The sequence below is a fragment of the Microbacterium sp. K24 genome (assembly GCF_004794465.1).
Lineage (GTDB): Bacteria > Actinomycetota > Actinomycetes > Actinomycetales > Microbacteriaceae > Microbacterium.
Window position 1 is genome coordinate 1 of sequence record NZ_SSDJ01000068.1, and the last position, 18,510, is coordinate 18,510.

An 18,510-nucleotide genomic window follows, 5' to 3' on the forward strand; every position below is an offset into this window, starting at 1 on the left:
AGGAGGCTCGCGCAGCGACGGAAGATCCTGGCTGGCGGCGTGGAACACCCATTCCGTCCCGCCGATCCTCGCGCTCAGGAATCCGGTCAGCGCGAGCGCCAGCAGCACCACCGCGAAAGCGACCGGCACCCGGATCTCGGGAGGCGGGAGCAGTATCGCCAAGAGCGGAAGCAGCGCTCCGAGTGCGAAGGCAAGTGCGGAGGCCCCCGCCGCCGCCCACGGACTGACCACCTGATTCTCCGTGATGCCTAGTTCCGCTTCGAGGTGCGCGGTCAGCGGGTCGTGCGCGGTGAGCTCCTCCGCAACGAGGCGTGCGGTCGCCGGGCTAAGACCTTTCGCCTGATAGATGCCCGCCAGCTCCTCGAGCTCGGTCGCAGGATTATCGGCCAGCTCTCCTCGTTCCTTCTCGATCAGAGCCCGTTGGCTGTCTCGCTGGCTGCTCACCGACACGTACTCCCCGAGCGCCATCGAGATCGCACCGCCGACGAGACCGGCGACACCCGCGGCGAGCAGCGTCGCGGAATCGGTCGTCGCCCCCGCGACACCGACGACGAGCGACGCGACCGACACGATGCCGTCGTTCGCGCCGAGCACTCCGGCTCTGAGCCAGTTGAGCCGCCCAGCGAGATCGCCGCGGTGGGGTTCACCCGGATGCGTCGCCAACATCATCGCCCCGTTCTTTCTCCCGGCGCGGCTATGGAAGGCACATCCCGACGTAGGTCGAGCTCTGCGTGCGCGGAATGCCACTTCGTGAGAGGTCGAGTCATCGGACAAGAGTACGCCCGCCACAAACGCGCCCTCCGCAGCTCGACCGCTAGCAAGTCCGGTCGCGGCACCAACCGAAGGCCCATGCCAGAACGGGGTTCCGGCTCCCGTTAGCGGCGACCGCCCCGGCAACCAAGTGATACCGCGCCGGAAACGATCGTTTTCGGCAGCTCTCGCGTAAGGCTGAGGCGTAAGGTTGCCTGGTCGACCCGGACCCTGTCGACGGCGGTGATCCGGTCCGCTCGTCATGAGCGCGGTAGCCGGTCCACTCGTCGCAAGGGTGGTGCCGACGCCCCACTAATCGTCGAGACGGTCGAGAATCTCATTCATCTGGTCGATCTCTTCCTGCTGTGACGAGATGATCTGCTCACAGAGATCTTGGATCTCCGGGTCGCTGATGTCTGATTGCTCACACACCAGAATCGCTCGAGAGTGATGCGGGATCATGGAACGGAGGAACTGGTCGTTACCGACGAACGCTTCCGAGCGTCCCATGAAGAAGGCGACAAGGAAAAGCGCGGCGAAACCTACGAGCAAGCTGATGTTCGCGGCCTTGTTCGGGAACATCTTCCACATGACGATGACCATGATGATGCCCATGGGGAAGACCATCATCAGTGCCATGTAGAGGTTGCTGATGTTGAGGAAGAGATCGTCCAGGACGTTGATCATCGCAAACGTGAGGAAGTACATCACAACGAAGCTGAGCGATAGCGAGACGGCGAGCTTAAGGTAGCTCGACATCCCGCCCTGATTCTTCCCCTGGGAGTGGCCGGCCGGCGGGCGTGAACCGTTGTCGGCGTGCTGGCTTGTCATAGCGACTCCAGCAGTGCAACGCACGCCTGTTCGCAGCGTCGGTATGCCTCAGCGCAGATCGTGCAGTGTTCGTGCATGGTGTGCTGTTCACACTCGTTAGCACAGCTCAGGCACGCCGCTCGGCAAGCTTCGAGCGCGGCACGGGTGACGCTGGCGTCGTGCCCGGTGCGACGGGAGAGGATCCGGGTGGTGGTTACGCAAAGGTCTGCACAGTCCTGGTTCGCGCGAATGCACTTGATTAGGTCAGCAACCATGTCCTCGCTGAGGCAAGCGTCGGCACATGCGGTGCAGGCTTGCGCGCACGCGAGACACGCGTCGATGCAGTCGACGAGCTTCTTCTGATCAATTCCGCCCAGATCTTTCGGATACGTGCTGAGCATTTCTTCGGTGACGGTCATGAGAGAACTCCTTTCGTGAGCCACGAAAGTACGCTCGCATCGCCCGCGCACTGAGGCCCTTGAATACCCCGCTGGGGTCTGGTAACCCGGTATTGATAAGCCGCCGCGCTGCGCAGATCAGCCTGTGAGCTGAACAGAGTCGGCGACCACGTTCGCCTAGCGGGAATAGAAGCGAAAACATTGAGTTAGATACCCCCAGGGGGTATGCTCGAGGCATGAACGGGTACGACGGAAGCAAGGACGACCTGCGCAAGCGGTTGAATCGCGTCGAAGGCCAGGTGCGGGGGATCTCCCGGATGGTTGATGAGGACAAGTACTGCATCGACATCCTTACGCAGGTCTCTGCGGCGACGAAGGCCCTGGAGACGGTGGCGTTGTCGTTGCTGAGCGATCATCTGAGTCACTGCGTCGCTCAGGCAAGTGCTGAGGGTGGCGACTTCGCAGCGGAGAAGGTTCGTGAGGCCAACGAAGCCATCGCCCGCCTGGTTCGTTCATGACCACACGTCTGTTTAGTAAAGGAGAACACCATGACTGATCGCATCGAGCTGGGACTGACGGATGCGAACGCTGGTTGCGCATGCTGCGCTGCCCCATCGAACACAGAGACAGCCGTCCACGACGATTCTGCGGTCACATCGGAGGTGCTCGTCGACGGGATGACATGCTCGCATTGCGCATCGAGCGTCAGTGAGGAGCTGGGCGCTGTCGACGGTGTCGAGTCCGTCACCGTGGATCTCAACGCGGGTGGCACCTCCCGGGTGACCATCCGCAGCACCGCCCCGGTTGACCCCGCCGCTGTGAAGGCTGCGGTGGAGGAGGCCGGCTACGCTCTCGCGACCAGCCAGCCCTGAGTTGCATCTGTCGGCGTCCGGCTTACCCCGGGCGCACCTGAGCAAGGAGTCTCCGATGAGCCAGCACGACGAACACACCGATCACACCGCGCACCGCAACCACACGGCGGCGGCAACGACGGAGCACGACCATGGGGCGATGAGCCACGATCACGCTGCACCGCACGAAGACACCGGGCACGGCGGCCACGAAGATCACGCCGGTCACGGCGGGCATGGCGGCCACGGGGATCATGTGGGGCAGTTCCGGCGCCTGTTCTGGATCATGCTGCTCCTCGCCGTGCCGGTGGTCGGATTCTCGACGATGTTCTCGATGATCCTGGGGTACCCGCTGCCGGACGCGGCGTGGGTCGCGTGGGTGTCACCGGCTCTCGGAACGGTGATGTACGTGTGGGGCGGTGCCCCGTTCCTGACCGGTGCGGTCGGTGAACTTCGTGCCCGCAAACCGGGGATGATGCTGCTGATCGCCCTCGCGATCACCGTGGCGTTCCTCGCCTCCTGGGGGGCGAGCATCGGGCTGCTGCACCACGAGCTGGATTTCTGGTGGGAGCTGGCGCTGCTGATCGTGATCATGCTGCTCGGCCACTGGATCGAGATGCGTTCCCTCGCCCAGACGACGTCGGCGTTGGATTCCCTCGCCGCATTGCTGCCCGACGAGGCGGAGAAGGTCGACGGAGACACCACTGTCACCGTCGCACCGGCTGATCTGCAGGTCGGAGACGTGGTGGTGGTGCGTCCGGGCGGGCGGGTCCCCGCGGATGGGCGGATCGTGCAGGGTTCGGCCAGCATGGACGAGTCGATGATCACCGGAGAGTCTCGGCCGGTGCGCCGCAGCGATGGTGACCCGGTAATCGCTGGAACCGTAGCCACCGATTCCGGGGTGCGGGTAGAGATCACCGCCATTGGTGAAGACACCGCACTCGCGGGCATCCAGAAACTGGTCACGGAGGCGCAGAGTTCATCGTCGCGGGCGCAACGACTCGCGGATAAGGCAGCGGGGTGGCTGTTCTGGTTCGCGCTCGGCGCTGCCGCGATCACCGCGATTGTGTGGACTCTCGTCGGCCAGCCCGAGGCAGCCGTGATCCGCACCATCACCGTGCTGGTCATCGCCTGCCCGCACGCGCTGGGTCTCGCGATCCCACTGGTCGTGTCGATAGCGACCGAACGCGCCGCCCGTGGAGGTGTGCTGATCAAGGATCGTCTCGCCCTGGAGAGCATGCGCACCGTCGACACGATCCTGTTCGACAAGACCGGCACGCTCACCAAGGGCACCCCCGCCGTGACCGCGATCGATCCCGTCACAGGGGCCGACGCCGATCAGCTGCTCGCGTGGGCGGCGGCCGCGGAAGCGGACTCCGAGCACCCCCTCGCCCGTGCGATCGTCAACGCAGCGAAAGAGAAGAACCTCACCGTTCCGCGATCGACCGATTTTGAATCCTCCCCCGCCGTGGGGGTGCGTGCCCGTGTCGACGGACACGTCGTGCAGGTCGGCGGCCCGTACATGCTCGAGCAAGAACACGCCACCGAGCTGCCGGTGGCCGACGAGTGGCGCGGTGAGGGTGCGATCATCCTCCACGTGCTCGTTGACGGTCAGGTGACGGGCGCGCTGCGCCTGGCGGATGAGATCCGGTCCGAGTCGCGTAACGCGGTCGATGCGCTCCACGAACGGGGCGTGCAGGTGGTGATGATCACCGGTGACGCCGATGCGGTCGCCGCGTCCGTCGCCGGCGAGCTGGGTATCGACCGGTACTTCGCCGGGGTCCGTCCGGAGGACAAAGCCTCCAAGGTGAAAGAACTGCAAAACGAAGGCCGCAAGGTCGCGATGGTCGGTGACGGCGTGAACGACGCCCCCGCCCTCGCCCAGGCAGACGTAGGGATTGCGATCGGTGCAGGAACGGACGTTGCGATCGCCTCCGCAGGTGTCATCCTCGCCAGCGACGACCCCCGATCGGTGATCTCCGTGATTGAGCTGTCGCGGGCCAGTTACCGGAAGATGAAACAGAACCTCTGGTGGGCCGCCGGGTACAACCTTCTCTCGGTGCCGTTGGCTGCCGGTGTGCTCGCCCCCGTCGGGTTCGTGTTGCCGATGTCGGTCGGTGCGGTGTTGATGTCACTATCCACGATCGTTGTCGCGCTGAATGCGCAGTTGCTGCGACGGCTGAACCTCAGCCCGGACGCCGTCGTCGACAAGTAGGCGCATGGGCGGCGGCGACGTACCCTGGAAGAAAGGGAGGTGGGACAGTGTTGATGACGATCGCACGGCGCGTGCATGACCAGCGCACCCTCACCCGCACCCTCCTGACCGTCGTCGCCGTCGCCTTTTCCGTGATCTTCGGGCTTCTGGCGATGCACTCGATGAACACGCACACCATGCCCTCCGGGCACAGTGAGACCATCGCCGTCGCACCCGCGCATGCCGATGCTCACCCCGCACACGCCTCTGGCGACGCCGCAGCGGTGGACGAGGCGGGGTGCGCCACGTGTTCTGACGATCACGGCATGGCGTGGATGGCCTGCGTTCTCGCGCTCCTCATCGCTGTCGTGCTGCTCGCCCGGCCGTCCGCCTGGTGGCGAACCGTCGCACATTCCCCGGGAACGCCCGTGTCCCGCCTACATCTCCGGGATGCGCTGCATCCGCTGCGGCCTCCGTCTCTCACCGTTCTCTGCATCAGTCGCACGTGATGGCAGGCGCGCCCGCTTTCCGCGGGTAACGCCCTCGCCCAGCCTCTCTCGCTGGGCACCATCATCGACTCTTGGAGAACCCCATCATGAAGACCCGGTTTGCGGCGACAGCCGCACTCACCCTCGCCGCAGTGCTTGGACTCGCCGGCTGCGCCGGTACCACCTCCGGCGGCGACATGCCCGGCATGAACCACGAAAGCAGCACCTCGGCCCCGGCGTCCGCGGACGCCAACGACGCCGACATCATGTTCGCCAGCATGATGAAAGAGCACCACGCCCAGGCCATCGACATGTCCGACATACTCCTTAGCAAGGAGGGTGTCGACGAACGTGTCGTCGCTCTTGCGGAAGAGATCAAGGCCGCGCAGGAGCCCGAGATCCAGAAGATGGACCAGTGGCTCGAAGAGTGGGGCGCTGATACCTCCGACATGGAGGGCATGGATCACGGCGGTGGCATGATGTCGGAGGATGACATGCAGGCTCTCGAGGATGCCACCGGTGCGGACGCCAGCCGCCTGTTCCTCGAGCAGATGATTCAGCACCACGAGGGTGCCGTCGAGATGGCCCAAGAAGAGGTCGACAACGGCCAGAACAGCGACGCGGTCGCTCTGGCCGAGACGATCATCGAGGCGCAGACCACGGAGATCGCCACGATGAAAGATCTCCTCGCCACACTCTGATCTACCTTCGGGGGTGCGGCGCTCGCCCGCACCCCCGAACTGGCCATCTCGCAGTAACCCACGCCACCGCGCTGGTGCCCTGTCGCGACTCTCATTCGCGTACCGCTCGCGCACCCGCATGCATTTCTTCAAGTCGGAGTCTCATGAACCGCCACTCGCCCCTACCCGCTTTCGCGATCGCTCTCGTAGCCGTCGCCCTCACCGGCTGCGCCGTGCCGCAGGCCTCCGGCACCAACGCGGTCCCCCCCGTCATCCAACACATTCACGGTGTTGCCGCTGACCCCCGCGGTGAGGACCTCTTCGTAGCCACCCACGGAGGGCTCTTCACCCTCACACCCGAAGGTGCGATCGCCGGTCCCATCGGAGGCCACGATTTCGATGCGATGGGCTTTACCGTCCTCGACGACGCCCTCTTCGCATCCGGACACCCGGGCACACAGACACCCGCAGAGCTCGGCTCCCCGAACCTAGGTGTCATTCGCAGTGACGACTTCGGCGAGTCGTGGTCACCGATCGCGCTCACTGGCAGCACGGACTTCCATGTCCTCACCGCCGGACCGGACGGCACTCTCTACGGGATCGCGTCCGATGGCGTCGATCTGCTCATCAGCACTGACGACGGTCTCGAATGGACCCGCGGCGCAACGCTTGCCGCGGCAGACCTCGCCGCCAACGGCGACGGTCTCTACGCGGCCTCAGAAGAAGGACTGCTCCTCAGCACCGACAACGGCGCCACCTTCACCCCCATCGCCGACGCCCCCCTGCTCTACACACTCGACGCCAAACCCAATGGCTCGCTCGCAGGAGTCGGAACCGACGGTGCCCTCTGGTCACAGAATACCGAAGGAACATGGCAACGCCTCGACGCGCTTCAAGGGGCCGCTCAGGCCTTCACCGCGATCGATGACGAACGCTTCATCGTTGTCGACGACCGCGGCATCGTCCAGATCACAGCAGACGACACAACCATCCTCGCCCCCGCCCGGTAGAGAAAGCCACCACCAGAACGGCCACCCATGGTCCCCCGCCGCAATCCCTTCCGACGCATATCCGTCTTCGTCGCGTGCGCCACAGTCCTCGCCCTACTTCTCGCCCTTGCGAGCTTCTACCTCATCGGAGCCATATTCAGATGACCCGCCACCCGTACCCTGCTCCTCTCAGACCACAACGAGACGTTCCTGCTCAACCAGTCACGCCCACCAGCCGCCTGTCCCCGCGGCTGCGTCACGATCGTCTCGTACGTGGCGGGGCCATCCTCCTCCTGGTCGCCGTCGCACTGATCGCAGCTCATCTCCTCATCGACACAACCGTCCCAGACCAATGGTCATTCTGGGCATACACGCTTGGAAGCTACGAAACAGCGTTCATCCTCGCGATCGTCGGACTGGCGCTCGTGCTGCGTGAACCCCCCGGGAGGCGCGGATGAATCTCAATGACTACTGGACCAACGCCTTTTGGTCCGTCATCCCCACGATCGCCGTCGTCGCGGCATTCTGGTTCGTCCTGCGGTCCATCGTCAGAGCCGACCGCAGCGAGCGATAAGCACACGCCAAGATCGAGCAACAACTCCGCGCGGAACGAAACCAACCACGCCAACTCGCATCGACAGACGACGAGCGAGGGCAGCCAGATCAGCTACCTGAACGCCGGAAACGCCTGCCGAAAGCAGATACCGGCGGGCGTTAGCGGCGAGCGTCCGGTGACGTGTAACGCGAGTTCGCCGGAAACGATCGTTTCCGGCGTGGTCGCCGCGTCAAAGAATTCATATCGGAGCGGATCGCCGACCGCGAGTGCCTCATCAACGCTGCCACTGCCGAGACTGAACATGAACACCCCTCGTTGAGTGCTACTAAGGATGTCTGCCTGATGTGAGCTAGCGGAGAACTCTCGTCTCAGCGTCGGAAAAGGCTCCCCCGATGACGGCGTCGGCAATCCGCCGGCAATCCGCTTCGTTTCTATAGCCTCGTCCCCCGTCGGTGGCGATGACGTGGCCCTGGGATGTGAGCTTCCATGCCCACTTACCATCGGGCCGCTTGTAGATCAGGCGCACAGCCGCCATATCTCCTCCTCACGTCGTGCCATAAGCGTAGATGTCACGGAATGCGCGTTTCACCTTGATAAACCGAGGTTACTTCTCGTCGGCGGAGATCTCCGTTGCATGTTCACTGGACGGTTGCGGTTGGCGGCTGCGGAGCATCTGGAGGATGCCGAGTCCGACACCGATTCCGAGGGCGACGTCGGCGATATTTCCGATGAAGAGGTTGCCATAGGCGAGGAAATCGGTGACGTGACCGCGGGCGAACCCGGGAGGGGCGAAGAGGCGGTCGATGAGGTTCCCGGCCGCTCCACCCCAAACAAATCCGATGGCGACTGCCCACGTTGTGGATGTCGCCCGCCATGCGGCGTAGAACAACGCAATTACGGCTACGGTTCCGATCACCGTGAACACAAAGGTGCTGCTTGAGCCGAAAGACATAATGGTGCCGGGGTTGAAAGCGAGCTGCATGCCGAACAGATCACCGACTAGCGGAGTGCGCTCTTGCTCGCTCAGTTGCGCAAGCGCCAGGGCCTTCGTGCCCTGGTCGATGACAGCCATCGAGAGTGCAACCAGGCACGCGGTTACCAATCTTCGACTACGATCGCCCCTCAACGTGGGTCCCACACGTAGAAGTTATTGCGACGGTGGAGGGTACCCGTACCCGCCTGCGACCGTGGAGGCCGGCCGGGATCTAGCAGTGCTGTGAACACGGAGCGGTGCGTCCTTTGTTAGTGAAGCGGCGTTGATCGTCAGTTGAGGCCGGAGTATGCATGCAGGCCCTTGAAGAACACGTTCACGATCGTGAAGTTGAACAGCACTGCGGTGAAGCCGACGATCGACAGCCATGCCGACGGGTTGCCCCGCCAGCCGCGGGTCGCCCGCGCGTGGATGTAGCCTGCGTACAGCACCCAGATCACGAACGTCCAAACTTCCTTGGTGTCGAATCCCCAGTATCGTCCCCAGGAATCGTTGGCCCAGATTGATCCGGCGACCAAGGTGAACGTCCAGAAGATGAACCCGACGATCGCGAACCTATAGGCGAGGGACTCCAGCGTTTCGGCGGTCGGGAGCGTGCGCAGATATCCCGCCCCGGCCATCTTCGCCGCCTCGCCTTTCGCCGCGATCCGTCGCTCGCGTCGGGCCTGCATGAGTTGTGTGGCTGATAGTCCGCAGGAGATGGCGAAAGAGGGCGGTGCCGAGGGAGGCGACGAAGACGTGGATGACGAGCCATACGCTCTTGAGTGGATCCATCAGAGGGGTTATCTCGACGTAGAAGGCAAGGGTCGCTCCCCCGAGCAGTAGCGCGACCATGCCGATGAGGAACGAGCCTAGGAAGCGTAGGTCGTACCGGCGGAGTACGACCATGTAGACCGCGACGACCAGCAGGGTACCGGTGAGGGCGAACTCGTACATGTTCGCCCACGGGACCCGGTCTGCGGCGATCCCTCGCCCTAAAGTGCCAGCGAGGTGAAAGATAAACGCGAACCCGGTCAGGACAGTGCCGATGCGCGCCCAGAGCAGACGTTGCCGCTGGCCTGGCCGGGTACGGACTTCGTTCAGTGTTGGGCGTTCGTCGTCGGTATCGTGCGCCTTTGCTTCGCCGTTGGCGGCCACGAGCGCGGGTACCCGTTGGACCTCATCGCGGCGCACTGAGCGTTGGGCAAGGTCGATTGCGTAGGCGACGAACGCGAGCAGATATACGGCAATTGCGGTCCACACCAACAGCAGAGCGATGCCGTCCATGGTCAGGGATTCGGGTTCAGGCATCAGTTTCTCCTCGGGCGGAACGGGGGCTGGAGTGGAAGTGCCGATGGCTGATTCCAGCCATCGCGAAACCGGTGATCGCACCAAGTGCGATCACCGTGGTGAACGGGTAGAACGCCCCGCAGGCCTCGCATTCGAAGTCGAGAAACTCCACCAGTGTCGGGGGATCGGGTCCAGCGCTGTCCAACACGTGCGAGTTGGCGCGAGCACCAATAAGTGCGGCGGCATTGTCGTCTGTGGACGCTTTTGGACGGGTGGCGATCGTGTAGATAATCGCGCCGGTGACAGCGCGATCACGGTAGCGATTGTGATGAGGGTGACTTTCCGGGAGGACTTCATCATGGCTTCCTTCGGCGGGGCATCTGTGGGCTTGAGCCTCCGCGGCGGGCCATGTGGTTGTCGCGGAGGTGGGCTATTTCGTCCGGAAGCTGCGGGTCCTCTCCTCGCGCGAGGCCGGCGAATTCCAGGTGCAGGGAGGGTGCTACCGGGGAGCCGACGACGGATGCCTTGACGAACACCCGCCGTCGGGGAACGAGAAGGCCGATGATTAGGCCCAGGGTGGCGAGGGTGGCGAAGGCGAGCACCCATGTTCCACCCGTGTCACGTTTGATATCCAACGACGCGAACCTCTTCACTGCTGCCAGCGGATCCGAGCCGTCGGACGCATCCTCGAAGGTGACAGTTCCCCACCCGTTGGGAAGGTCTGCGGTCTGCCCGGGCGTGAGCTCGATCGACTCCGTGCCGCTACCGCCGCCCGTGAGCTGGGTCATGTCGGTGGTGTCGAGGGTGTACACCGACCGGGGTACGCCGTCGTCGATGCCGAGGCTGCCGGAGAACACGTTAAACGTGACGACCGGATTCAGCAGGTCGGGATACACCGAGGTGAACGCCCCGGAGTCAAGAACACCTTGGGTTGGGTAGAAGAACCCGATGAGCCCGATCTGTTCGGCAAGCCCATCCGGCACCTTAATGACGCCGAGCGAGGTCATCATGGAGTCCTGCGGGAGGAAGGGCTGCGACTCGCTGTACACGATCGTCCCCTCAGGATCTCTGACGGTGATGGTGGGTGCGTAGCCATTTCCAAGCAGGTAAACCCGTTCACTGCCGACAGTGATGGGGTGGTTCACGCGCACCTTCTCCGTGCCCTCTGTCCCGGCGCGGGCATCACGGATAGTGAGGTTGGCGGCGAAGTCGCCTGCTTGGCCGGCCCCGGCAGACCCCAAGGGCACGTAGTTGACCTCGAAGCTGTCGAGGGTCAGCGAGTATGGGTCCAGCTGTGTACCGTTCACGAACCTGCCGGGGCTGAACGAGGAGTAGTCGTTGAGGGTGTTGACGAAGGTGGTCCCCTCAACGATGACCCTTTGCCCGGTGTAGGAAAACCCGCTGGAGGCGAGCACAGCGACCAGCACCCCAACGAGAGATGCGTGAAAGAGAAGGTTGCCGGTTTCTCGAAGGTACCCGCGTTCGGCCGACACCGACCACGAGCGGGCGGTGTCATACCGCTGAACACGGTATCCGCGTCGACGCAGATCTGTTGTCGCGGCGGTGATCGCCGCGTCCGCGTCCGCGCCTATGTCCTCAGCTTTCGGCGGGACGTCAACGTGGAGGTGGGTGCCCAGCCGACTGAGCCGCGCCGGGGTGCGTGGTGGACGGGAGCGGAGCGCCTTCCAATGGTGTCGGGTGCGAGGAATGATGCAGCCGATCAAGGAGATGAAAAGCAACAGGTAGATACCTGAGAACCAGGCAGAGTTGTACAGATCGAACACCTGGATGCCGTCGAGGAAAGACGCCAGGTCCGGGTTGTCCCGGAAGTATTGGACGACCCCGTTGGGGTCCGCAGTGCGCTGAGGGAAAATGGACCCGGGAACTGATGCGATGGCCAACAGGAGCAGCAGCAGGATGGCGGTGCGCATGCTGGTCAGCTGCCGCCACCCCCACCGCAGCCACCCGACGGCTCCCAGCGTCGGGGACGTGACGGTGTCCGGCTCTTCCTGATCGATGTGATCGGCGGGTCGAGAGGGGTCGGCAGGAAGCTGGTCAGAGAGGGAGCGTGACACTGAGCATCACCCCCTGCAGAACTGACATCAGCATGCCCCAGATGCCCGTGACCATCAGCACACCCAGCGCGATCAGCATGCTGCCGCCAATGATGTTGACTACCCGGATATGACGGCGGAGGAAAGCAACCGATCGGGTGGCCCAGCCCAGTCCGAGCGCGAGTAGGAAAAACGGAATGCCCAGGCCGAGTGAGTACGCCAGCCCCAGCAGCGCAGCACGGCCGGGGTCCCCGAGATTCCACGACACCGACATAATCGCCGCGAGCGTCGGTCCGATGCAGGGCGTCCACCCGATCCCGAGCGCTATTCCCAGCAGCGGCGCGCTGAGCAGGCCTAGGTTGCCGCGGAAACGGGGTCGGAGGGTGCGTTGCGTGCGGGGGAATGCCCCGATGAAGACCAGACCCAGAACGACGACGACCACTCCGAGCACCCGAGTGAGGATGTTGGCGTACTCGAGGAAAAACATCCCCGCGACCCCACCGAGCACCGTGACGGTCATGAACACGAGCGTGAACCCTGCCACAAACAATGCCACCCCACCGAACAGTCGTCCACGACCAGAAGCGGGAGTCCGTGTCGGCGAGCTGGAGAGGGAAGAGCCGAGGTAGCCGAAGTAGCCGGGCACCAACGGGAGCACACACGGGGAGACGAAGGAGATCAGCCCCGCCAGCATGGCGATGAGCACAGCCACCCACAGCGCACCGTCGAAAATGAGCCCCTCGGCATTCATTCGCTTTCCGCCAGCGCGTCTGCGATCAGGGTGGACAGGATAGACGCGGCCGGTAGCTGACCGATGATTCGCGCGGCGACCCTACCCTCGCGGTCCATAACAAGAGTCGTCGGCGTCGCCTGAATGGGGGTGACCGCCGCAAACGCGAGCTTCGTCTTCCCGTCGACGATGTCGATCACGCTGCGGTACGTGATCCCGTAGTCCTCCGTGAAGGACAACGCGGTGGCAGGCTGGTCGTAGATATTCACCCCGATGAAACCCACCCCCTCGGTCTGATAGCTCTGCCACACCTCCTCCAGCAGCGGCGCCTCGACCCGGCACGGCCCGCACGCCGCATACCAGAAGTTCACGACGTAGACCTCGCCAGCGAATTCGCCGCTACTGATCGGGTTGTCGCGCTCGTCGACGCCGGCAAATACCACCGTCTCGCCGCGCTCGTCCGCAGGTATCTCGACGACGCGCTCGTCGACGCTGGTGGAACCGGTGCCGTTGTTCATCGCATCAGCGAGGTCACTTTGGGACGTGCAGCCCGTGACTGTAAGCACGGTGGCGACGGCGACCATCGCGGCGACGGCACGAAACGTGTGTTCAAACTTTCGCTGGGGATCAGATGGTGTGGCGCGGGTGGTGGAAGCCACCCCGAACGGGTTGGTCACGACTACTCCAAATTGGGAACTCAGTAAACGCGCTTGATAGCGCGAGAATCCGCGTGCTTTCACGGATGAGAGGGAGTTGATCGTGATTCAGGTTCGGGAAACGCGCAGTTGCGTGAGTGTGAGCATCGGTGATTGGGACGGCTGGCGCGCGACTGTCTCTCGCACCCTCCGCGTCACACGTCCAGTGCTGCATGTGCGAGACGGTGCTCGCCAGGCAGAGATGACGAGCGCCAGCACGCACGCCACTCCCAAAAGACATAGGGCGGCACCAAGGTCTTCAGCCTCGCCAGCATGACCGTCTGCCATCACGCCGGGCACGACACCCAAGTCGTTCGTGGCGATCAGCTCCGCGATAGGCGCTACCTGCAGGTCCTCGGTCCCCGCGTGCGTCGCCACCCACGATCCGACCAGGAGCGTCAATGCTAGCCCCAGGCCGATCAGCAGCCTCGCCGCTAGCCCACTCGTGCGCGCAGCGGTAGCGCGCTCAGTGAGGGCGGGGCGGATCATTGGACGGTCCTACGTTCGAAGTGGAATCAGGGTAGCCGACGATTAGACACTACCAGCTGTACAGTCAGCGCATGTTGACGGTTGCTGTAGCGGGGGTGATAGTTCACGTTCACACGATGCCCGACCCGATCACTTTCGGATTCTCTTGTCGCTTCTTGGCCCCTAGCTGTTTCCCGGGAGGCTGGGCCGCGGTTCGCGCCCGCGGAGGGAGACGACACGGACGAGGATGATCATCGCGACCAGTTCGACAAGGGTTTGTGTGACTACCGCGAGCGGGGCGATGCTCATCGAGGCAGGGAGAGCGAGAGCGAGCGGTAGGACGACGATCGAGTTGCGCGTCGCGGCGGAGAACATCACCGCGCGGGTGGCGGGGACCTCTAGTCGTGCGACCCGGCCGGCGAGCTTCCCGATCGCGACGGCGAGGATGACGAAGGCGATGTAGAGCGGTACGACGCGCAGGAGGGCGGTGATCTGCGATCCAACAGCGGCGATCTGGGAGCCGATGACCACAGCGAGGGTCACCATCATCAGCGGCACCATCGCGCCCGCCATGATCTTCTCTATGAAGCGGCCTCCCCGGTGACGACGCGCAACAGCCTGCACCACCGTTGCTGCGGAGAGGGGGACCACGATCAGCAACAGGAATGCCCGGATGAATGGGCCGATGTCGACCACATCGAGCGCAGCGCCGCCCGCGAAGAGGAACAGGAACACCGGCAGAAGCAGGATCTGGACCAACATCAGCAGTGGCGCGGCTGCGAGCAGTCGTGCGCCAGCGCCACCTGCGAGACCGGCGAACACGATGACGTAATCGATGCACGGGGTCAGCAGGACGAACAACACCCCGAGCAACAGTCCCCGGTCATCGACCACGAAGCGCGAGAGGCCCCAGGCGAGCATCGGCACGATGACGAAGTTCGCCACCAGCACCGTGCCTAGAAACCTGATATCGCGGAACGCGCGTTTCACCTCGATGAGCGGGACGCCGAGAAACGTCGCGAACAACAGCAGCATCAGTGCCGGTTCAATCGAATGCTCGAGGCTCGGAGCAAGTTGCGGCGTTATCAGCCCGACGGCCGCCCCCACGGCGATCGCGCCGATGTAGAGAGCCAGTTGACGGATATCCCACCACCGCACAACGGATCTCACTCGGTGGTCTCATCGCCTGTGCGGATCATGAAAACTGCTCCGGTGATCGCTGCGGCGAAGATCACGATGTCGGCGATGTTCCCGATGAACCAGTTGCCGTAGGCGAGGAAGTCTACGACGTGCCCCCGGGCGAATCCGGGGTCGCGGAAGAGGCGGTCGCCTGCGTGTGAGGCGGCAGCGCCGCCGAGCGCGCCGATGACGATCGCCCATCCCACGCGTTGCACTCGGAACGCGAACACGATCGCTGTGATGGTGGCTGCGACAGCGAGCAGTGCGAACACCCAGGTGAAGCCTTCCCCGAAGGAGAATGCCGCTCCGGGGTTATAGGCGAGCTGCAAACCCAGCAGGTCACCGATCAGCGGGATGCGCTCACGCTCGGTGAGGGTCGCTTCGGCCCACACCTTGGTTCCCTGATCGATCAGCACGACGACCACGGCGATCAAGAGCGCTCCACCAGTGAGCTGCCGCCGCCGGGTCGACGACAGCTTGCTCGCAGCGGGCGGATGAGCCTCTGCCTGGGAGGAGGTCATGCGAGCACCTCGATCAGACGGACGATGACCCCAGATTCGATCAGGATGAACAGGCCCAGGCCGATGAACACGGCCGGTACGAGCCAGTGCTCGACGCGCTCCAGCCCCTCGGTGACAGCCTTGTTGGTGCCGATCAGCCGGCCGGCCGCGCACCAGACCGCGACGAGGACCAGGAACACGACGATCATGATCGCGACGTCGCTGGGGGCGCTGGTGCGGAAGATCGGCGTGTAGAGGGAGATGTTGTCGGCCCCGTTGGCGATCGTGATACCCGCGACACCCCATAGTCCGACCGCGGTGATCTTGGAGTCGTCATCATCGTCATCGCCGTTACGGCGCAGGCCGCGAATGAGCGTCCAGATGCCGATGCCGAGCGGGATCAGACCCAGGAAACCGACCCATTCGTCCGGAACGATGGTGAGACCGAGAGCGGCGATCACGCTGATCACGACGAGGGTGATGAACCCGAGATACTGGCCCGCGACGATCTGCCACGGCCGGGGCTTCCCTCGACTGGAAGCGAGGAACAGCACGGTAAGCACGACGATGTCGTCGATGTTGGTCGCCGCGAACAGGCCGATCGCTGAACCGATGGTGGCGAGCATCAGCTTCCCAACCGTGGCGTGCGGGTGCGGGCGGCACGCAGACCATTGAGGATCACGATGACCTCCGCAACCTCGTGGACCAGGACGACCGCGGCGAGCCCCAGCACGCCAAAGAGCGCGAGCGGGAGCAGTGCGGTGATAATCAGCAGCGACAGGACGATGTTCTGGTTGATGATCCGTCGACCGCGCCGGGCGTGGTCGAACGCCCGCGGGATGAGGCGCAGATCATGGCCGGTGAAGGCCACGTCGGCGGATTCGATCGCTGCGTCGGAGCCGGTCGCGCCCATCGCGATACCGATGTCCGCGCCAGCGAGGGCCGGGGCATCGTTAATGCCGTCGCCGATCATCGCGACCGGTCCCGCCGTCGACAGTTCCCCGATCGCGGTCGCCTTGTCCTCCGGGCGCAGCTCCGCGCGCACGTCGCTGATCCCTGCCTGTGCCGCCAGTGCACGAGCGGTCCGGGCGTTGTCGCCGGTGAGCATCGTCACCCCGACGCCCTGGCCGGTGAGTGTCCGGACGACCTCGGGGACTTCCGGGCGCAGCTCGTCCCGAACGCCGATCGCGGCGACCGGTGACCCGTCGCGGTGGACGATCACGACGGTCATGCCCTGCTCTTCCAACTCGCCGACCCGCTCCGCGAGGTCGCCGGCGTTCAGCCAGCGGGGACTGCCGACGGTGATTCTCGATCCGTCGACGGTGCCGTCGATGCCGTGCCCGGCCTGCTCGGTCACATCTGCAGCTCCCGGTGTCCCCGGGGCTGCGGCAGTGATCGCTGAGGCGAGAGGATGGGTGCTGTGCTGCTCCAACGCGGCCGCCCACGCCAGCGCCTGAGCCTCCGTAACGCCATCTGTGGTGAGCACGGCGGTGACCGCCGGTTCGTTGCGGGTGAGGGTGCCGGTCTTGTCGACGGCAACGTGGCGGACCGTGCCGAAGCGCTCGAAAACGGCGCCGGACTTGATGATCACGCCGAACTTGCTCGCCGCACCGATCGCCGCGACGACCGTCAGCGGAACCGAGATTGCCAGCGCACACGGAGAAGCGGCGACCAGCACGACGAGTGCGCGAGTGATCCACACCTCCGGGTCGCCCAGCAGCGACCCGATGATCGCGACGAGCGCAGCGAGGATCAGTACTCCGGGTACGAGCGGGCGGGCGATCCTGTCCGCCAGACGGGCACGCTCGCCCTTCTCGGTCTGCGCTTTCTCTACCAGCTCCACGATCGTCGTGAGCGAGTTATCGGTGCCCGCAGCGGTCGCCTCGACTTCCAGGACACCGGCGCTGTTGATCGCACCGGCCGACACCGCATTCCCGGGCTCAACTTCGACCGGGATCGACTCCCCGGTGATCGCCGAGGTATCCAGGCTGGAGCGACCAGAACGCACGACCCCATCAGTCGCGATCCGCTCACCCGGGCGGACCACCATGACCTGGCCGACCGTCAACTCTTTCGCCGGCACCTGCGCGGAGACACCGCTCTGAAGCACGGTCGCTGTTTCCGGCACGAGCTTCAGTAGTGCCCTCAGTCCGCCGCGGGCGCGGTCCATCGCCTTGTCCTCAAGCGCCTCCGCGATCGAGTACAAGAACGCCAGAGCTGCAGCCTCCTCCACGTACCCGAGGATGACGGCACCGATCGCGCTGATCGTCATCAGCAGCCCGATGCCGAGCTTGCCCTTGAACAGTTTCCGGATCGCGCCGGGCGTGAACGTCGATGCGCCCAGCAGCAGTCCGACCCAGAACAGCACCAGTGCCGGGATCTCGAGCCCGGACCACTCGAAGATCAGACCGGCCAGGAACGCAACGCCGGAGAACACCGGCACCATGACCCCGCGGTCTCTCCACCAGGGCCGCTCGGCCTCTTCGATCTCTTCGCCTGCCGTCGCGGCAGGCTCGTGCTCGCAGCCACACGCCTCGCTCACGCGTCAGCCCCCGTCCCACAGCAGCCAGCCACCATGCACGCTGAGTCCACGCAGGGCGCGTGCTCATCGACCGCCAGTGTCACGTCCACGAGCGCGACGAGCGCAGCCGCAAGATGCGGGTCGGCGATCTCGTAGCGGGTTTGGCGGCCCTCAGGCTCGGCGACAACGATCCCGCAGTCACGCAGGCAGGTGAGATGGTTCGACACGTTGGAGCGCGTCAGCTCTAGCTCACGGGACAGGACTGCGGGGTAGCTCGGGCCACCGAGCAGAGTCATGAGAATCCGAGAACGCGTAGGATCAGCCATGGCGCGGCCGAGCCGGTTCATGACGTCGAGACGAGAAGCAATGGTCAGCATAAGCTGAACT

19 protein-coding genes and 1 pseudogene are annotated in these 18,510 nt (G+C 64.4%); 6 read left to right on the top strand and 14 right to left on the bottom strand.

All coding sequences use genetic code 11. The annotated features are described in order from the left end of the window. The 3 genes from DW306_RS05190 to DW306_RS05200 form a co-directional block, all read right to left on the bottom strand. Positions 1–669: VIT family protein (locus tag DW306_RS05190; protein WP_136054582.1), on the bottom strand; the 669-nt coding region annotated here is incomplete at its 3' end. 393 nt (positions 670–1,062) lie between these two features. After that, on the bottom strand, positions 1,063–1,581 hold the full coding sequence (locus DW306_RS05195) for a DUF305 domain-containing protein (RefSeq protein WP_200838872.1): 519 nt from the start codon (positions 1,579–1,581) through the stop codon (positions 1,063–1,065). Further along, complete coding sequence (locus DW306_RS05200) at positions 1,578–1,979, bottom strand: four-helix bundle copper-binding protein (protein ID WP_136054583.1); 402 nt, start codon at positions 1,977–1,979, stop codon at positions 1,578–1,580. The genes DW306_RS05195 and DW306_RS05200 overlap by 4 nt, the downstream gene beginning before the upstream one ends. A 215-nt stretch (positions 1,980–2,194) precedes the next feature. Between DW306_RS05200 and DW306_RS05205 the strand changes: the two genes are divergently transcribed. The 6 genes from DW306_RS05205 (at position 2,195) to DW306_RS05230 (ending at position 7,181) form a co-directional block, all read left to right on the top strand. Further along, positions 2,195–2,476 (top strand): metal-sensitive transcriptional regulator, encoded by a 282-nt coding sequence (locus DW306_RS05205; RefSeq protein ID WP_053095982.1) that lies wholly within the window; start codon positions 2,195–2,197, stop codon positions 2,474–2,476. Positions 2,477–2,506: 30 nt separating this feature from the next. Continuing rightward, positions 2,507–2,830 (top strand): heavy metal-associated domain-containing protein, encoded by a 324-nt coding sequence (locus DW306_RS05210; protein ID WP_060921756.1) that lies wholly within the window; start codon positions 2,507–2,509, stop codon positions 2,828–2,830. 139 nt (positions 2,831–2,969) lie between these two features. After that, positions 2,970–5,024, top strand: a complete 2,055-nt coding sequence (locus tag DW306_RS05215) for a heavy metal translocating P-type ATPase (protein WP_240747074.1) — start codon at positions 2,970–2,972, stop codon at positions 5,022–5,024. Between the two features lie 53 nt (positions 5,025–5,077). After that, on the top strand, positions 5,078–5,512 hold the full coding sequence (locus DW306_RS05220; protein ID WP_058631437.1) for a DUF6153 family protein: 435 nt from the start codon (positions 5,078–5,080) through the stop codon (positions 5,510–5,512). 86 nt (positions 5,513–5,598) lie between these two features. Next, positions 5,599–6,192, top strand: a complete 594-nt coding sequence (locus DW306_RS05225; protein WP_136054614.1) for a DUF305 domain-containing protein — start codon at positions 5,599–5,601, stop codon at positions 6,190–6,192. Positions 6,193–6,335: 143 nt separating this feature from the next. Continuing rightward, positions 6,336–7,181: a F510_1955 family glycosylhydrolase gene (locus DW306_RS05230; protein WP_058631439.1), complete on the top strand. Its 846-nt coding sequence runs from the start codon at positions 6,336–6,338 to the stop codon at positions 7,179–7,181. 646 nt (positions 7,182–7,827) lie between these two features. Here the strand turns inward: DW306_RS05230 and DW306_RS05235 are convergent. From DW306_RS05235 to DW306_RS05295, 11 genes and pseudogenes are all read right to left on the bottom strand, one after another. Beyond that, complete coding sequence (locus DW306_RS05235; RefSeq protein ID WP_136054584.1) at positions 7,828–8,019, bottom strand: hypothetical protein; 192 nt, start codon at positions 8,017–8,019, stop codon at positions 7,828–7,830. 301 nt (positions 8,020–8,320) lie between these two features. Beyond that, positions 8,321–8,788, bottom strand: a complete 468-nt coding sequence (locus tag DW306_RS05240; RefSeq protein WP_058631443.1) for a signal peptidase II — start codon at positions 8,786–8,788, stop codon at positions 8,321–8,323. 191 nt (positions 8,789–8,979) lie between these two features. Then, a pseudogene (gene ccsB, locus DW306_RS05245) lies at positions 8,980–9,997 on the bottom strand (c-type cytochrome biogenesis protein CcsB). 335 nt (positions 9,998–10,332) lie between these two features. Next, on the bottom strand, positions 10,333–11,907 hold the full coding sequence (locus DW306_RS05255) for a cytochrome c biogenesis protein ResB (RefSeq protein ID WP_307861169.1): 1,575 nt from the start codon (positions 11,905–11,907) through the stop codon (positions 10,333–10,335). Positions 11,908–12,031: 124 nt separating this feature from the next. After that, positions 12,032–12,781: a cytochrome c biogenesis CcdA family protein gene (locus DW306_RS05260; protein WP_058631446.1), complete on the bottom strand. Its 750-nt coding sequence runs from the start codon at positions 12,779–12,781 to the stop codon at positions 12,032–12,034. Then, the gene (locus tag DW306_RS05265) at positions 12,778–13,437 is read right to left on the bottom strand and encodes a TlpA disulfide reductase family protein (RefSeq protein ID WP_307861170.1); all 660 of its coding nucleotides are present in this window, start codon (positions 13,435–13,437) and stop codon (positions 12,778–12,780) included. Before DW306_RS05265 ends, DW306_RS05260 begins: the two co-directional genes overlap by 4 nt. Positions 13,438–14,106: 669 nt before the next feature. Then, positions 14,107–15,081 carry a bile acid:sodium symporter gene (locus DW306_RS05275; protein ID WP_240747071.1) on the bottom strand — a complete coding sequence of 325 codons (975 nt, stop codon included), beginning with the start codon at positions 15,079–15,081 and terminating at the stop codon, positions 14,107–14,109. Between the two features lie 8 nt (positions 15,082–15,089). Continuing rightward, positions 15,090–15,623, bottom strand: a complete 534-nt coding sequence (locus tag DW306_RS05280; protein ID WP_227751395.1) for a signal peptidase II — start codon at positions 15,621–15,623, stop codon at positions 15,090–15,092. Further along, positions 15,620–16,228, bottom strand: coding sequence for a cadmium resistance transporter (locus tag DW306_RS05285; RefSeq protein WP_058631449.1), 609 nt, complete (start codon positions 16,226–16,228; stop codon positions 15,620–15,622). Before DW306_RS05285 ends, DW306_RS05280 begins: the two co-directional genes overlap by 4 nt. Further along, positions 16,228–18,144, bottom strand: a complete 1,917-nt coding sequence (locus tag DW306_RS05290; RefSeq protein ID WP_058631450.1) for a cation-translocating P-type ATPase — start codon at positions 18,142–18,144, stop codon at positions 16,228–16,230. Before DW306_RS05290 ends, DW306_RS05285 begins: the two co-directional genes overlap by 1 nt. Further along, positions 18,141–18,500 carry a metalloregulator ArsR/SmtB family transcription factor gene (locus DW306_RS05295; protein WP_058631451.1) on the bottom strand — a complete coding sequence of 120 codons (360 nt, stop codon included), beginning with the start codon at positions 18,498–18,500 and terminating at the stop codon, positions 18,141–18,143. Before DW306_RS05295 ends, DW306_RS05290 begins: the two co-directional genes overlap by 4 nt. Between the last annotated feature and the right edge of the window lie 10 nt (positions 18,501–18,510).

Coding starts and splice junctions, on each gene's coding strand:
- DW306_RS05195 (WP_200838872.1), bottom strand. CDS start 1,581: ATGACAAGCCAGCACGCCGACAACGGTTCACGCCCGCCGGCCGGCCAC.
- DW306_RS05200 (WP_136054583.1), bottom strand. CDS start 1,979: ATGACCGTCACCGAAGAAATGCTCAGCACGTATCCGAAAGATCTGGGC.
- DW306_RS05205 (WP_053095982.1), top strand. CDS start 2,195: ATGAACGGGTACGACGGAAGCAAGGACGACCTGCGCAAGCGGTTGAAT.
- DW306_RS05210 (WP_060921756.1), top strand. CDS start 2,507: ATGACTGATCGCATCGAGCTGGGACTGACGGATGCGAACGCTGGTTGC.
- DW306_RS05215 (WP_240747074.1), top strand. CDS start 2,970: ATGAGCCACGATCACGCTGCACCGCACGAAGACACCGGGCACGGCGGC.
- DW306_RS05220 (WP_058631437.1), top strand. CDS start 5,078: ATGACGATCGCACGGCGCGTGCATGACCAGCGCACCCTCACCCGCACC.
- DW306_RS05225 (WP_136054614.1), top strand. CDS start 5,599: ATGAAGACCCGGTTTGCGGCGACAGCCGCACTCACCCTCGCCGCAGTG.
- DW306_RS05230 (WP_058631439.1), top strand. CDS start 6,336: ATGAACCGCCACTCGCCCCTACCCGCTTTCGCGATCGCTCTCGTAGCC.
- DW306_RS05235 (WP_136054584.1), bottom strand. CDS start 8,019: ATGTTCAGTCTCGGCAGTGGCAGCGTTGATGAGGCACTCGCGGTCGGC.
- DW306_RS05240 (WP_058631443.1), bottom strand. CDS start 8,788: ATGGCTGTCATCGACCAGGGCACGAAGGCCCTGGCGCTTGCGCAACTG.
- DW306_RS05255 (WP_307861169.1), bottom strand. CDS start 11,907: ATGCGCACCGCCATCCTGCTGCTGCTCCTGTTGGCCATCGCATCAGTT.
- DW306_RS05260 (WP_058631446.1), bottom strand. CDS start 12,781: ATGAATGCCGAGGGGCTCATTTTCGACGGTGCGCTGTGGGTGGCTGTG.
- DW306_RS05280 (WP_227751395.1), bottom strand. CDS start 15,623: ATGACCTCCTCCCAGGCAGAGGCTCATCCGCCCGCTGCGAGCAAGCTG.
- DW306_RS05285 (WP_058631449.1), bottom strand. CDS start 16,228: ATGCTCGCCACCATCGGTTCAGCGATCGGCCTGTTCGCGGCGACCAAC.
- DW306_RS05295 (WP_058631451.1), bottom strand. CDS start 18,500: ATGCTGACCATTGCTTCTCGTCTCGACGTCATGAACCGGCTCGGCCGC.